Source organism: Flavobacterium pasteuri, assembly GCF_048286615.1.
Taxonomy (GTDB): Bacteria; Bacteroidota; Bacteroidia; order Flavobacteriales; family Flavobacteriaceae; genus Flavobacterium.
The window spans coordinates 1-16,752 of sequence record NZ_JBLVPN010000003.1 but is presented as its reverse complement, the minus strand read 5'-3'; the positions used below and the strand labels follow the sequence as shown (position 1 = coordinate 16,752).

At 33.7% G+C, this 16,752-nt stretch carries 10 protein-coding genes and 1 rRNA gene; 7 read left to right on the top strand and 4 right to left on the bottom strand.

Annotated features, from left to right (window positions below):
- Positions 1–27: 27 nt before the first annotated feature.
- The 4 genes from ACNQF6_RS05040 to ACNQF6_RS05025 are packed head-to-tail and all read left to right on the top strand — an operon-like array spanning position 28 to position 3,261.
- The gene (locus ACNQF6_RS05040; RefSeq protein WP_417963834.1) at positions 28–1,038 is read left to right on the top strand and encodes a dipeptide epimerase; all 1,011 of its coding nucleotides are present in this window, start codon (positions 28–30) and stop codon (positions 1,036–1,038) included.
- A gap of 6 nt (positions 1,039–1,044) precedes the next feature.
- On the top strand, positions 1,045–2,076 hold the full coding sequence (locus ACNQF6_RS05035) for an aminotransferase class I/II-fold pyridoxal phosphate-dependent enzyme (protein ID WP_417963832.1): 1,032 nt from the start codon (positions 1,045–1,047) through the stop codon (positions 2,074–2,076).
- A gap of 58 nt (positions 2,077–2,134) precedes the next feature.
- Positions 2,135–2,602, top strand: a complete 468-nt coding sequence (locus ACNQF6_RS05030; RefSeq protein ID WP_417964479.1) for a DUF1456 family protein — start codon at positions 2,135–2,137, stop codon at positions 2,600–2,602.
- Between the two features lie 2 nt (positions 2,603–2,604).
- The gene (locus ACNQF6_RS05025; protein WP_417963830.1) at positions 2,605–3,261 is read left to right on the top strand and encodes an NAD(P)H-binding protein; all 657 of its coding nucleotides are present in this window, start codon (positions 2,605–2,607) and stop codon (positions 3,259–3,261) included.
- A gap of 63 nt (positions 3,262–3,324) precedes the next feature.
- Here the strand turns inward: ACNQF6_RS05025 and ACNQF6_RS05020 are convergent, their stop codons facing one another.
- The gene (locus tag ACNQF6_RS05020; protein WP_417964477.1) at positions 3,325–4,893 is read right to left on the bottom strand and encodes a protein adenylyltransferase SelO; all 1,569 of its coding nucleotides are present in this window, start codon (positions 4,891–4,893) and stop codon (positions 3,325–3,327) included.
- Between the two features lie 219 nt (positions 4,894–5,112).
- On the bottom strand, positions 5,113–6,306 hold the full coding sequence (gene sucC, locus ACNQF6_RS05015; RefSeq protein WP_417963828.1) for an ADP-forming succinate--CoA ligase subunit beta: 1,194 nt from the start codon (positions 6,304–6,306) through the stop codon (positions 5,113–5,115).
- Positions 6,307–6,712: 406 nt separating this feature from the next.
- Here sucC and gltB point away from each other — a divergent pair, with 406 nt between their 5' ends.
- The 3 genes from gltB (at position 6,713) to lysA (ending at position 14,078) form a co-directional block, all read left to right on the top strand.
- Positions 6,713–11,230 carry a glutamate synthase large subunit gene (gene gltB, locus ACNQF6_RS05010; protein ID WP_417963826.1) on the top strand — a complete coding sequence of 1,506 codons (4,518 nt, stop codon included), beginning with the start codon at positions 6,713–6,715 and terminating at the stop codon, positions 11,228–11,230.
- Positions 11,231–11,232: 2 nt separating this feature from the next.
- Positions 11,233–12,687, top strand: a complete 1,455-nt coding sequence (locus tag ACNQF6_RS05005; RefSeq protein WP_417963824.1) for a glutamate synthase subunit beta — start codon at positions 11,233–11,235, stop codon at positions 12,685–12,687.
- Positions 12,688–12,857: 170 nt separating this feature from the next.
- Positions 12,858–14,078, top strand: a complete 1,221-nt coding sequence (lysA, locus tag ACNQF6_RS05000; protein WP_417963822.1) for a diaminopimelate decarboxylase — start codon at positions 12,858–12,860, stop codon at positions 14,076–14,078.
- Positions 14,079–14,133: 55 nt separating this feature from the next.
- Here the strand turns inward: lysA and pafA are convergent, their stop codons facing one another.
- Positions 14,134–15,750: an alkaline phosphatase PafA gene (gene pafA / locus ACNQF6_RS04995; protein ID WP_417963820.1), complete on the bottom strand. Its 1,617-nt coding sequence runs from the start codon at positions 15,748–15,750 to the stop codon at positions 14,134–14,136.
- Positions 15,751–16,485: 735 nt separating this feature from the next.
- Positions 16,486–16,595: ribosomal RNA gene (rrf, locus tag ACNQF6_RS04985) — 5S ribosomal RNA — on the bottom strand.
- Between the last annotated feature and the right edge of the window lie 157 nt (positions 16,596–16,752).

Sequence of the window (16,752 nt, the reverse complement as noted above, 5' to 3'; positions counted from 1 at the left end):
TAATTTTAAGTGCAAAATCAGATTCAAATGAAACTAATATTAAGAGAATACAACCTCAAATTAAAACATACATTCACAATTTCGAGAGAATCGATCGACTTTCAACCTTCTTTGATTGTAGAGTTGCAGCTTGATGGCTTTTCAGGTTTTGGCGAAGCAACTTCTAATCCGTATTACAAAACAACAGTTCCAGTGATGATACAGGATTTAGAAAAAATTAGAAGCATAATCGAAAACACTACAGATGAAACACCTTCAGCATTTTGGGCAAAAATCCATCCTTATTTAAAAGATGATATGTTTGCATTGTGCGCTTTGGATATGGCATACAATGATTTATACGCACGCAAAAAAGGAAAGAAATTGTACGAATTGTGGAATTATACTATCGATAAAAATCCATTGACTGATTATACAATTGGAATTGCATCCATTGAAAAAATGGTTGCAAAAATGAAGGAACTTCCTTGGCCGATTTATAAAATAAAATTGGGAACCAAAGAAGATATTGCCATTGTTACTGAACTTCGGAAACATACGAATGCCATTTTTCGAATTGATGCCAATTGTGGTTGGGGCGTAGAAGAAACCATAAATAATGCCGTTGAACTAAAAAAACTAGGAGTAGAATTTTTGGAACAACCCATGAAAGCAGATAATTGGGAAGGACACAAGGAAGTTTTCAAACATTCTGTTTTACCAATAATAGCAGACGAAAGTTGTATCATTGAAGGAGATGTCGCCAAATGTCACAACCATTTTCATGGTGTGAATGTCAAACTAGTAAAATGTGGCGGATTAACTCCCGGAAGACGAATGATTCAGGAAGCCAAGAAATTAGGTCTAAAAACGATGGTGGGTTGCATGACCGAATCAACTGTAGGGATTTCTGCGATTGCACATTTATTGCCGCAACTGGATTATGTAGATATGGACGGCGCATTACTTTTGGCAGAAGACATTGCAACTGGTATAACCATAGATTTTGGAAAAATAAACTATTCTGACTTAAATGGAACCGGTGTAACTTTAATGTAGTTTTAAATGAAAGTCAGCCAATTTCCAGATCGAATAATTGAAATAGACAACGAAGAATACCTCTATTTTGGAGGAACAGCCTATTTGGGTTTACCAACGCATCCCGAATTTCAAAAACTGCTCATCAAAAACATTTTACAATGGGGAACGGCTTATGGAAGTTCGAGAAGTGCCAATATTCAGCTAACCGCCTACGAAAAAGGTGAACAATTTTTAGCTAATTACATCAAAGCAGATGCTACACTTACCCTTTCTTCCGGTATGCTGGCGGGGAAATTAGTTATTGAAGCATTAACACCTGAAACCGATTACTTTTATCATTTTCCGGATACGCATACTGCCATCAAAGCACAAAACAGTCTTCCTTTTTTTATTGGAGAAAAATTAAATCCTCGTTTGCTGGATAACGCCACTAAAAAAATTACGATTCTAACGGATTCGGTTCCTTCATTTCATATAAAACCAATCGATCTTACAATTCTAAATTCGATTCCGTCCAATAAAGAAATTACTTTGGTTATTGATGAATCACATTCCCTTGGGATTTTAGGAATAAATGGTTGCGGAATTTTTTCGACTATCAATCTTCCCAATATTAAAAGGAAAATCATGGTGTCTTCATTAGGAAAAGCTTTTGGATTGACAGGAGGTGTAATTGCCAGTGATTCTGAGTTTATTAATCAAATGGCAAGTCACGACACTTTTGTTTCCAGTGCCGGAATGAATGCTGCATTTGTACAGACAATGGCTGATGCGGACAATATTTATTTGCAACAGCATCAAAAACTAAAAGACAATCTTCAATATATAGATGTAAATTTGATTAAAAACAAAGCGATTCATTTTGATTCAAATTATCCACTAATTTATCCGGAAATCGTAGGTATAAATGATATTTTCACTGCGAATAAAATTATAGTAACTAATTTTAAATACCCAACAGACACTAAAGATTTAAACAGAATTGTAATTACTGCCAATCATAAAAAAGAAGATTTGGATACCATAATTCACCTTCTGAATCAAAACCAATTCTGAATCTAAAATTGTGGTCCAATTGCTTTTAAACCGTACCTTTGTAAAAAATTAGAATATGATGACAAACAACGATATCTTTAAAAAACTTCGTGTAGCCTTAATGTTACGTGACGATCAAATAGTTGAAATATTAGAATTAGTGGATTTTAGAATCACTAAATCAGAATTAGGTGCTTTTTTTCGTGATGAAAAACATGAAAATTATATGGAATGTGGTGACCAAGTTTTACGTAACTTCCTAAACGGATTAGTAATTCACTTGCGTGGAACGAAAGAAAATCCAAAAAATCCAAATGATGTTTTAGCTAAACACAAAGCTCAAATTCCTGTAAAAGAAGGCGCTTCAGAAAGAACAGAATTTAAAGCAAAACCAAGAGACGAAGAAAGATCAAGAGGTGATGAAAGTCCTTCAAAATCGAAACCTGCTGCTAAGAAACCGTTCAAAAAACAATTCTCAAAAGGAACTCCAAAAATTCAAGTAGTGGAGAAAGTGAAATTTAATTTCGGTAAGAATAAAAAATCATAACTGTGAAAACGGCAGTGATTATTGGTAGCACCGGTTTAATAGGCTCCGAATTATTGAATTTACTTTTGGAAAGTTCACATTACGCTAAAGTAATCACTTTCGTCAAGAGAGATACTGGAATAAAGCATCCAAAATTGACACAATACATCGTTGATTTTGACAAGCTGGAAACCTATAAAGAATTAGTCGTTGGTGATGATTTCTTTTGTACTATAGGCACTACAATCAAAAAAGCGGGAAGTCAAAAAGCGTTTAGAAAAGTAGATTTTGAATATCCTCGACAGTTTGCTGCTTTTGCATTGCAAAATAGAGTCAAACAATTTTTAATTATATCCTCGCTTGGAGCTGATGTAAATTCTGGAAATTTCTATTTGAAAACAAAAGGAGAAATTCAAGATTTTCTTAAAGATTGTAATTTTGAAAGTGTTGCTGTATTACAACCTTCACTTCTTTTGGGAAACCGAACTGAATTCAGATTTGGAGAAAAAGTTGGTGCGTTTTTTATGAGAACACTTTCCTTCTTGTTCCTTGGAAACTTGAAAAAGTACAAACCCATTGAAGGTAAAACAGTAGCTAAAGCACTTTTGAAGATTGCTCAAATAAATAATACAGGTTTCAAAATATATGAATCGGATGTGATTCAAGAAATTGGAAACTAATACAATATCAAAATCCTGAATGAGAATTCAGGATTTTTTGTATAATACTTTATCATAAAAACATTAAGAACTACAGCTCAACATAGAACATCCAACTTTATCTCTGGCCCAATCTGGTCTTTTGGCAAACCATTTTTGAAAATTTGGTTGCTCATCATACGGGTTTTTAAGCATTTCAAATAATTCGTTCAGCAACGAATAATCTCCCTTGTCCGCGTCATCAATACACAACTGCGCCATGTAATTTCGCAATACATATTTTGGATTCACGGTATTCATTTGCTCTTTTCTTTCAGAATCAGAAAGTGTTTCTTCATTGATTCGAATGGTGTACTTCTCAAACCAATCGTGCCAATCTTTCAATATTGTTTCATTCAAATCCTTTTCATTATAAAAAGCATCTTTTATGATACTGAAAGCGTTTATTACAGCATTAGTTTTGGTTACATTACTTAAATTTCTAAAGAAAATAGTCATGTCCGTTTCTACTCGTTCCAGTAATTGAGTCAAGCTCTGAATTAAAATTGCGTCTTGTTCTTTTTTGATTTGGAAACCAAGTTTATTTTGCATCATATTTAAATACTCCTTTTCGTAATCCGTACTAAAAGCATCTAAAATAGTTTCCAGCGGTTTAGCCTCTTGAATCAAAGGATACAAAGCATTGGCTAATTGATATAAATTCCAAAGCGCAATTTCAGGTTGATTGCCAAAACGGTATCTTTTATGTTGATTATCGGTTGTATTTGGCGTCCAGCCGGAATTATAATCTTCCAGCCAACCATAAGGTCCGTAATCAATAGTGATACCGTGAATGGACATATTATCGGTATTCATAACGCCATGAACAAAACCAACACGTTGCCAATGCACAATCATTTTGAGCGTAGTTTGAGTAACTTCTTGAAAAAAGGCCAGATATTTTTCGGCACCTTCTTTTTTAATATGAGTAAAATGATGTTTGATCGTAAAATCCGTTAATAATTTGAGATTAACATGATCTTCTCGGGAAGCAAACATTTCGAAACTTCCAAAACGGATAAAGGAAGGAGCCACTCTACAAACAATAGCACCTTTCTCGTACGCAGGATTTCCATTATACAAAACATCACGCAACACTTGATCGCCGGAAAGCATTAGTGAAAGCGAACGTGTCGTAGGAACTCCCAAATAATGCATCGCTTCGGCACATAAATGTTCTCGAATGGAAGAACGCAATACGGCAAAACCATCTGCAGTTCTAGAATATGGTGTTGGTCCTGCTCCTTTTAGCTGTAAAGTATATGTCTTATTTTCATGAAGTACTTCAGTAAGATTGATGGCGCGACCATCTCCTAATTGCCCCGCCCAATTCCCAAATTGATGACCAGCATAACACAAGGCAAAAGGTTTTGTCTCCGGATAAACGATATTCCCTGAAAAAGTATTTAAAAAATCAGTTGAAAGTATATCTTCCTGAGAAAGACCAATAGCATTAGCCACTTCAATTGAAGCGTGAATTAGCGAAGGACTTGAAGGTTTTTTTGGCAAAACAAACGAATAACAAGCTTGTTGCACTTGCCTTGGCATATTGATATCACTCGTATCAGCAGGTAACTCGGCTATAAAATTATTTTGCAAATGAAGTTTCATAATATTTAAAAAAGGTTTTTTATACAATAGTAAAGGTAACGGTTGTAAGTCAGTATTATTTATACTTTTATTTATTTTATGACTTTTAGGTCCTAAAAATTCTAGTCATAAAAAAACACGTTCCTTAAAAATAGATTTCAAAAAACAAATAATCTACTAGTAAAACAAAAAAATCCTGAGCTTTCACTCAGGATTTTTTAAAATATATAACAATTTTTCTAATTAAGAAAGTGCTGCTTTTACTTGATCAGCAGCTTCTTGAAATTCAACAGCTGATAAAATTGGCATTCCTGAATTATCAATTAATTCTTTTGCAATAGCTGCATTTGTACCTTGTAAACGAACAATGATTGGTACTTTAATTGCATCACCCATATTTTTATAAGCGTCAACAACTCCTTGCGCCACACGGTCACAACGAACGATTCCACCAAAAATATTAATCAAAATTGCTTTTACGTTTTGATCTTTTAAGATAATACGGAAAGCCGTTTCAACACGTTTTGCATCAGCAGTTCCACCTACGTCAAGGAAGTTAGCAGGCTCAAAACCAGCATACTTGATTAAATCCATGGTTGCCATCGCTAAACCAGCTCCGTTCACCATACATCCTACAGTACCGTCAAGATCTACATAGTTTAAACCTACTTCTTTTGCTTCAACTTCGATAGGGTTTTCCTCACGAACGTCACGCATGTCAGCATATTTCTTTTGTCTGTATAAAGCATTATCATCGATATTTACTTTAGCATCTACAGCCATAATTTTATTGTCAGATGTTTTTAAAACCGGGTTGATTTCAAACATCGAAGCATCTGATCCTATATAAGCATTGTATAAAGAATCGATGAATTTTACCATTTCTTTGAAAGCATTTCCAGAAAGACCTAAGTTAAAAGCAATTCTTCTTGCTTGAAAACCTTGTAATCCAACAGAAGGATCAACTTCTTCAGTAAAAATTAAATGTGGAGTGTGTTCTGCAACTTCTTCAATATCCATTCCACCTTCAGTAGAATACATAATCATGTTACGACCTGTAGCTCTATTCAATAAAACAGAAACATAAAACTCAGAAGTTTCACTTTCACCAGGATAATAAACATCTTCAGCAATTAAAACTTTGTGTACTTTTTTACCTTCAGCGGAAGTTTGAGGTGTAATCAATTGCATTCCGATGATTTGCTCTGAAATCTCTTCTACTTGTTGTAAATTTTTGGCAAGTTTAACTCCACCACCTTTTCCACGTCCACCTGCATGAACTTGGGCTTTTACAACGTACCAACTTGTACCAGTTTCGGTAGTTAATTGTTTGGCAGCTGCAATCGCTTCTACTGGGCTATTAGCAACGATTCCGCGTTGAATGCGAACTCCGTAGCTAGCTAAAATCTCTTTTCCTTGATATTCGTGTATGTTCATAATATAGAATTTGTCTGGATTCTGAATTTATTTCAGAATAAAAGTGGCACAAAAATAGCAAAATTAAACTTAACTGTTATTTTTTTTTTAATTTAAATGGTGTCTAAATTTAGATATTTTAAACTCAATAATATCTGGGATGAAATTATAAAAAATATAAAAATTAATTACTAATTTGTTATAAATTTCAAACAAAAATCATCAGTAAAACATTTCTATCAAAATTACTGGATTTACCGCTCAAATTTCATTTTGTTTTTATCGAAAAATCAAATCAGATGTCCTTAAATCTTATTATTATGATTTATTTAACCTTTTTCTATTAGAACTGTAAAAACAAGGTGTTTTTAACTTTAAAGCCCATTATATGTTACTAAATCTTTAATTTTGTAAAAAAATATTAAGCATGAAAGTTAAAGAACAAGGCCTTTATTTGCCCGAATTTGAACACGACAATTGCGGAGCAGGATTCATTTGTAATTTGAATGGAATTAAATCAAATGATATTATACACAAAGCACTAGACATTCTAATCAAATTAGAACACCGTGGTGCTGTGAGTTCAGATGGCAGAACAGGAGATGGTGCTGGAATATTATTTGATATCCCTCATGATTTTTTTAAGAAAGTATGTGATTTTGAAATTCCAGAAGCTAGACAATATGCTGTAGGAATGGTTTTCATGCCAAAAAGCCCAAACCAAGTAGCTTTTTGTAAAACAACTTTTGAAACATCAGTACGTGATCAAAATTTAGAAATTCTAGGATGGAGAGATGTTCCTGTGGATGTTTCTAATTTGGGACAAATCGCTGCCGAAAAGGAACCTACCGTAAAACAAGTATTTGTTGGTAAAAATGGATTAGATCTTACCGAACAACAATTTAACGCCAAAATGTTTGCGGCAAGAAAAATTGCTGAGCATACAATCAGAAATTCACGAATTTCAGAAAGTTACAGATTTTATTTTTCAAGTTTCTCCACTACAACCATTATATACAAAGGTTTGTTAATGCCGGAAGACATAAGTAGATACTATACTGATTTGCTAGATGATGACTTGGTAACCAGATTAGCTTTGGTTCACCAACGTTTTTCTACCAATACATTCCCATCTTGGGAATTAGCACAACCTTTCCGTTATATGTGTCACAACGGCGAAATCAATACACTTCGCGGTAATATTAGCCGTATGCGTGCTCGTGAAGAACTGATGAAAAGTGATGTTTTTGGTGACGATATCAAAAAATTATTCCCTATTATTTTAGAAGGAAAATCAGATTCGGCTTCTATGGATATGGTAATTGAACTGTTATTGATGACAGGTCGTTCTCTACCGGAAGCAATGATGATGGTTGTTCCTGAAGCTTGGGAAAAACACCAAACCATGTCGGAAGACAAAAAAGCGTTTTACGAATACAATGCATGCATCATGGAACCATGGGACGGACCAGCTTCTATTCCTTTTACAGATGGTAACGTTATTGGTGCTTTATTGGATAGAAATGGATTACGTCCATCTCGTTATACATTGACTAAAAGTGGTTTTGTAATTATGTCTTCAGAGATTGGTGTTCTTGACATCAAACCCGAAGATGTGATTCAACACGGTCGTTTAGAACCAGGAAAAATGTTTTTGGTTGACATGAATGAAGGCCGTATCATTGAAGACGATGAGATTAAAAATGCGATTGTTACCAAACGTCCTTACAAACAATGGTTGGATGAAAATTTACTACAATTAGCACAAATACCTTATACTGACAATCCAATTCCTACGGAAAATATTGATTTCGAAACGAGACAACGTTTGTTTGGCTACACAATAGAGGATTTAAAAACAATCATAAACCCAATGGGAGCTGAAGGTGCAGAAGCATTAAGTTCTATGGGTAATGATACACCGCTAGCTGTTTTATCAGATCAACCACAACTTTTATACAACTATTTCAAACAATTATTTGCTCAGGTTACTAATCCACCATTGGATGGTATTCGTGAAGAAATCATTACTGATATCAGTTTAGCGATTGGTGGAGATTTTAATATTTTTGATATTGAGCCTAAGCATTGTAAAAAATTAAAAATACAGAATCCTGTAATTTCAAACGAGGATTTAGATAAAATAAGAAATATTAACCATGCTGATTTCAAATCAGTCACTATTTCTACATTATACGATATCAAAAAAGGAGTAAATGGACTAGAACGTGCTTTGGAAAAAGCAGTTAAAGCGACTTTTAAAGCAGTTTCAGAAGGATGTAATATCGTGATCATATCTGACAGAGGTGTAAGCGAAAAAATGGCTCCAATACCAATGTTACTAGCTTGTTCTTACATACATCATTCGCTTAATATTCTACAAGTTCGCTCTAAATTTGGAATCATAATTGAATCTGCTGAGCCACGCGAACCACATCATTTCGCCCTATTATTTGGTTACGGAGCAAGCGCAATAAATCCTTACATGGTAAATGAAATCATTCATAACCAAGTTAACCAAGGTTTTATCACTGGTATAAAAGCAGATTATGCTATTAAAAATTATAACAAAGCTATCGCAAAAGGGATTCTGAAAATCATGAACAAAATTGGTATCTCTACTTTACATTCGTATAGAGCGGCACAGATTTTTGAAATTTTAGGATTAAACAAAACATTCACTTCTAAATATTTCCCATATACTCCTTCAAGAATTGAAGGAATTGGACTAATGGAGGTCGAAAAAGAAATCAAGAAAAGATACCAAAAAGCATTTCCAAATTCAAAAGTCAGCAATTTATTGCCTTTAGAAATTGGGGGTATTTACAGATGGAGAAGATCTGGAGAAAAACATATGTTTAATCCAACGACCATTTCTAAATTACAACAAGCTGTACGTCTAAACAGCCCTGAGAGTTATAAAGAATACTCTAAAATGGTCAATGATCAAAGTGAAAATTTGATGACCATCAGAGGTTTATTTGAATTCAATAACTTAGATCCTATTTCAATAGACGAAGTAGAACCTTGGACAGAAATTGTAAAAAAATTCAAAACTGGAGCCATGTCTTATGGATCTATCAGCCAAGAAGCTCATGAAAATCTAGCCATTGCAATGAACAGAATTGGTGGAAAAAGTAATTCTGGAGAAGGTGGAGAAGATTCTAAACGTTTCCAAAAAGACTTAAATGGAGATTCTAGAAATAGTGCCATTAAACAAGTTGCTTCTGGAAGATTTGGAGTGTCAATCAACTACTTGACAAATGCCAAAGAGATTCAAATAAAAATGGCCCAGGGTGCAAAACCTGGAGAAGGTGGACAATTACCTGGAGAAAAAGTAGTGCCTTGGATTGCTGAAGTTAGAAATTCAACACCTTATGTTGGATTAATTTCACCACCACCACACCATGACATTTATTCTATTGAGGATTTATCACAATTAATTTTTGATTTAAAAAATGCCAATCGTGAAGCACGTATTAACGTTAAGTTAGTTTCTGAAGTTGGTGTTGGAACAATCGCAGCCGGTGTTGCTAAAGCAAAAGCCGACGTGATTTTGATTTCAGGATACGACGGAGGAACTGGAGCTGCACCATTAACATCACTGCAACATACAGGTATTCCTTGGGAACTTGGATTAGCAGAAGCACAACAAACATTAATTCTAAATGATTTAAGAAGTCGTGTAGTTTTAGAATGTGACGGACAATTGAAAACAGGGCGTGATGTTGCTATCGCTGCATTACTTGGAGCTGAAGAATTTGGTTTTGCAACCGCTCCATTAGTAGCATCTGGTTGTATTATGATGAGAGCGTGTCACTTGAATACGTGTCCTGTAGGTATTGCAACTCAAGATCCAGAATTGAGAAAAAATTTCAAAGGAACACCGGAACACATCATCAACTTTATGTATTTTATTGCTGAGGAGTTGAGAGAAATCATGGCACAACTTGGATTTAGAACATTAAAAGAAATGGTGGGACAATCTCAAAAATTGAATGTCAATAAAGCCATCAAGCATTATAAAGCAAGTGGATTAGATTTATCTACTATTTTATATAAACCAGAAAAAGCTAAAGAAGTTCCAAACCACAATACGACTACACAAGACCATGCATTAGACCATGTACTTGATTTTGAAATTATAAAAGCGGCTATTCCTTCTATTTATAGAAAAGAAAAAACAAGAGTTACTTTTGATATCAAAAACACTGATCGTTCTGTTGGAGCTATATTGAGTAATGAGATTTCAAAAATATATGGTGCACAAGGTTTACCTGAGGACACAATATTAGTTGATTTTACAGGTTCTGCCGGACAAAGTTTTGGTGCTTTTGCAACAAATGGTCTATCTTTTAAAATTCATGGAAACTGTAATGATTATTTAGGAAAAGGGCTTTCTGGAGGTAAATTAATTATAAAAGTCCCTCCTACTGCTACTTTCAAACCAGAAGAAAATATCATTATTGGCAACGTGGCACTTTACGGAGCAATAACTGGTGAAGCCTATATTAATGGTATGGCTGGAGAACGTTTTTGTGTGAGAAATTCTGGAGCAACAGCTGTTGTAGAAGGGATTGGAGATCATGGATGCGAATACATGACTGGAGGAACTGTTGTGGTTTTAGGAAAAACAGGAAGAAATTTTGCTGCAGGAATGAGCGGTGGTATTGCTTATGTTTTTGATCCAAATAAAAAATTCAATGCCACATTATGTAATATGGAAATGGTCGCTTTTGAAACATTGGAAGATGATGACTTTACTAAACTGAGACGTTTGATAAAAAATCATTCTATGTATACCAATAGTCCTTTGGCAAAAAGGATTTTAGAAGATTGGGAAAACCAACGCAACCATTTCATCAAAGTAATGCCTACTGATTACAAAAAAGCATTACAGAGATTGGCAGAAGAAAAAAAAATTGAAGAACTAATAGCACTATAGTCATGGGAAAGATAGGAGGATTTAAAGAATATACTAGAACCGACGAAAGTAATGTTGCTGTTCTAGAAAGAGTATCGAATTATGATGAATTTACAATTCCGTTAACCAAAGATAAAATCAAAGAACAAGGATCCAGATGTATGGATTGTGGTATTCCATTTTGCCACAGTGCCTGTCCATTAGGAAATTTGATACCAGATTTTAATGATATGGTACATGAGGAAGAATGGGAAAGTGCATTGAAAATATTACAATCAACCAATAACTTTCCAGAATTCACAGGCCGTTTATGCCCTGCTCCATGTGAAAAATCATGTGTATTAGGAATTATAAGCGAGCCAGTAGCTATCGAGAATATTGAAAAAAACATTATCGAAAGAGGTTTCGCTGAAGGTTGGATTAAACCACAACCACCAGAAGTTAGAACAGGAAAAACAGTAGCTGTAATAGGCTCTGGCCCTGCTGGTTTAGCGGCTGCACAACAATTAAATCGTGCAGGACACACTGTTACGGTTTTTGAAAGAGACAATGCCATTGGTGGATTACTACGTTATGGGATTCCAAATTTCAAATTAGAAAAAGGAATTATCGACAGACGTGTTGCTGTTTTAGAAGCTGAAGGAATTACTTTTAAAACTAATGTAAATGTTGGCGTAAACTATAGTGTTGAAGAATTAAATTCATTTGATTCTATCGTATTATGTGGTGGTGCAACCGAAAGACGAAGCTTGCCAACCAAAGGAATAGAAAGTAAAGGAGTTGTTCAGGCTATGGACTTTTTAACGCAACAAACTAAAGTATTGTACGGAGAATCCATTCCAAATCAAATTAAAGCAACTGGTAAAGATGTTATCGTTATTGGTGGTGGAGATACAGGTTCAGATTGTATTGGAACTTCAAACAGACACGGTGCAAAATCAGTTACTAATTTTGAGATTTTACCAAAACCACCAGTTGGAAGAAGTGAAACTACTCCTTGGCCATTTTGGCCACTGCAATTAAAAACATCTTCTTCACATGAAGAAGGTTGTAATAGAAACTGGCTAATCAATACCAAAGAATTTATTTCTAATGAAAAAGGAGAACTTGTTGGTTTAAAAACCGTTGAAGTGGCATGGAAAATGACACCTGGACAAAGACCTGAACTGATAGAAAAAGAAGGATCTGAAAAAATTTGGCCTTGTGATTTAGCTTTATTGGCACTTGGATTTACAGGTCCGGAGAAAACTTTAAGCGATCAATTAGGATTAGAAATTGATATGAGAAGCAATTTTAAAGCGACTAATTATCAAACTAATGTTCCTCATATATTTACTGCTGGTGACATGCGAAGAGGACAATCTTTAATTGTATGGGCAATATCTGAAGGTCGTGAAGCTGCCAGAGAAGTTGATAAATACTTGATGGGTTATACCAATTTACCTACCAAAGGAAATGGCGATTTACCCAACTTATAGGTTTAAATAACATTTTATAACCCTTGATAGAAAAATTTGTCAAGGGTTATTTTTTTATAAAATTTCAAATAAATGTTTGATTTATAACTTTTTGTTAGAATTTGTTAGAATTCATCTATTAGCTTGTGGAACTAAATAAAGAATAATAAATTTGCTCAAAATTAATAATTATGCAATCAAGAGACTTAGTACAATTAGCAGAACAATTTGGCAGTCCATTATACGTTTATGATGCCGAAAAAATACAATCTCAATACAACAGATTAACGAAAGCTTTTTCAAAGGTAGATAAGTTGCGCATCAATTATGCAATGAAGGCTTTGTCAAATGTTGCTATACTTCAATTATTGAAAGAAATGGGGTCAGGATTAGATACTGTTTCCATTCAAGAAGTATTATTAGGACTTCATGCCGGCTACGACCCAGACAAAATATTTTATACACCAAATGGTGTTTCTCTTGAAGAAATTGAAGAAGTATCGGCGATGGGAGTTCAAATAAATATTGACAACTTATCCATATTAGAGCAATTTGGTACAAAATACCCAAATGTTCCTGTATGTATCAGAATAAATCCGCACGTAATGGCCGGAGGAAATGCAAATATATCTGTTGGTCATATTGATAGTAAATTTGGCATTTCTGTTCACCAATTACCTCATTTAGTTCGTATTGTTGAAAATACTAAAATGAACATTGTGGGAATTCATATGCATACCGGTTCTGATATTTTAGATATCGAAGTATTTTTATATGCTGCCGAAATATTATTTGATGCCGCTAAAAACTTTAAAAACCTTGAATTCTTAGACTTTGGAAGTGGATTTAAAGTACCTTATAAAAAAGATGATATCGAAACTGACATTGAAGAATTAGGTAAAAAATTATCAAAAAGATTCAATGCCTTTTGTACTGAATACGGGAAAGAATTAACATTAATATTTGAACCTGGGAAATTTTTAGTAAGTGAAGCAGGTTTCTTTTTGGCTAAAGTAAATGTAGTTAAACAAACTACTTCAACTGTTTTTGCAGGGATAGATAGTGGTTTTAACCATTTGATTAGACCAATGCTTTATGGCTCACAACATCATATCGAAAACATATCACATCCAAAAGGGAAAGAACGTTTCTACTCTGTGGTAGGATATATTTGCGAAACCGATACTTTTGCTAATAACAGAAAAATTGCTGAAATAAAAGAAGGTGATATTTTATCTTTTAGAAATGCAGGAGCTTATTGTTTCTCTATGGCATCCAACTATAACTCTAGATACAAACCGGCCGAAGTATTATGGATGAATGGTGAAGGGCATTTAATAAGAGCGCATGAAACCTTTGAAGATTTATTAAAAAATCAAATTCCGCTGCCAGTTCCAGCAACAACAGCATAAATAAAAAATCCCATTCGCCTCTGCGAATGGGATTTTTTAATAATAGGCAATACTATTATTTCTTATCTAACAGCGTATCTAAAACTTCAGATTCAGTTCCATTAGGAAACGGAATTTTCAACATTTGTGAAAGGGTTGGTGCTATTTGAGTAATGAATTTTTTAATGTGCAATTCTCCTTTTGGAACTTGCCATCCATAAAAAAGCAAAGGCACGTGTGTATCATAACTATTTGGTGAACCATGAGTAGTTCCTGTGGCTTGATATTGCATATAGCCTGTTTTATCAAGTATAACAATATCACCATTTTGTTTAGGATCATAGCCTTTAGAAATAAAACTTAAAAAATAGTCATCTCCTGACGAAGCTAAAATTTCTTCTTCAGTATACACTCTTTTAACTTGTTCTTGCGTCATCAAAAAATCCTTAAAACTTTGCTTTACATTTGCTAATTCTAAACCTTTTTGTTTAATAATTTCTTTATTGAAAAAAAGATTAAAGTTAGAATAATCTAATATTAAATCAGCGCCGAAAGTTTCGTTAGAATATTTTTTTAATGCCTCTACAATGTCTTTCGAAGGAATATTCTTCACATTATATTTATTATCTTTTAGATAATTTGGATTTTCAGCACCAGCGTGATCAGCAGTTAGAAAAAGCAAGTAATTATCCTTTCCAACCGTTTTATCTAAATAGTTTAAAAACTGAGCCATCGTCTGATCTAAACGCAAATAAGTATCCTGTAACTCCATTGAACGTGGTCCAAAAGTATGTCCAACATAATCCGTTGAAGAAAAACTAACCGTCAAAAAATCCGTAATTTCATCTTTACCTAACTCTTCTTTTTCTATAGCTTTCATGGCTAATTCTGCCAAAATATCATTCCCAAAAGGGGTAGTTCTCAAAATATCGGCTCCTTTTTCTTTATACATTTTACTTAAATCGTATGGAAAAACTGGTGCATTAGCTTTATCTAACTTTCCTTCATAAGGATTATCATCTGGAAGACTTTCATTATAAGTAGCTATAGGATTCAATAAATTCCATCCTTTATTGATGTAATTCATGTATCGTTTTTCTTGGTTAAATTCCGTAACCCAATTCGGTAATGCTGAACCATAAAAAGTGCTTGAGATAAAAGCTCCAGTTTTACTGTACCAAAATGCCCAATTAGCAAAATGACCCGCAGGTAAAATTGCTCCACGGTCTTTTATACTCATCCCAATTACTTTTCCTTTAAAATTTGTTGCCATTCGCAACTCATCGGTAATGGTTGTGGTTAACAAATTTTTTGGAGACATGGCTCCTTCTTTCTCTGTTCCATCGCCAATTATTTTAACTGAAGCATCATCAGTACAATACATATCTTTTCCGGTAGCTTTATTAAACCAATCATTTCCTACAATACCATGATTAGATGGAGTAGTTCCAGTATAAACACTCGCGTGTCCCGGTGCAGTATAAGTAGGTACATAATTATAATGCATATTGTGAAAAGTATAGCCATTATCCATCAATCTTTTAAAACCATTCGCAGAAAAATCATCTGAAAAACGATATAGATATTCCATTTTCATTTGGTCTACCACTATACCTACCACTAATTTTGGTCGTTGTTGAGCTTGTAAGTTTAAAGACATAATAAATGTCATAAACAAAATAATTCTTTTCATATTATATTTTTATATAGTTTACCAAAAATACAATTTAATGTTTAAAAATTGAACGGAACAAAACTTAAAACCTATAAATTAATCTTCTCTTAACTCGGTTAATGTCAAATCTAAAAAAATATAAGCGCTTAAAAATATAGGAACCACTAATTACATTATGAAAGATTACATTTAAAATTTAAATCAATAAAAATAAAGTAATCATTGAAAAATATTACAATGAAAAATACTATACACAAATCATTTGATAATAATTATTTATCTGAAGAGTTATTACAACTACAAAAGGATAATCTCATAGAAAAGATTAAACCAATTATCAAAATATACCTTAAAAAGAAAATCATATAATTATTTTAGAAAAAGGAATTAGAAATGAGAGAATAGCAAAACATTTATATGCAATATCAGAAATGTAGAACATGATTGAATTGTATTATGTTACTTAGCTATAACGAAACATGTGTTACTTTATCCCGTAATACAACAAAAGAATCAAATATTGAAAACAAAGTACGAATGCTTCGGCGGAATCCTTCACTGCTAAAATAAAAGCTTTTAGATCTCAATTCAGAGGACTGAAAAATATAGAATTCTTTCTCTTTAGACTAACTAATATTTATGCTTAATTTTTATCGCACCCAAGTTTTTGGATTGGTCCCTAAAACAGGATAAATAATTCAATTAAGTAAACGCAAAAAATCCTCATCAAATAAATGATGAGGATTCTTCAAAGAAAGGCGACGACATACTCTCCCACATAACTGCAGTACCATCTGCGCAGGCGGGCTTAACTACTCTGTTCGGGATGGGAAGAGGTGAGCCCCGCCGCAATAACCACCTTAAGAGGTTATAATTGCTTTGGGCAATTATTGTAACAATTAGCAATTTAGCATTGATAATTAATCACATAATATCTTAACATACTGAGATAAAGAACATAAAAAGCCTTGACTTGCCCTGAGCGAAGTCGAAGGGAGAAAGTTTCTTCTCCCGTCCCGA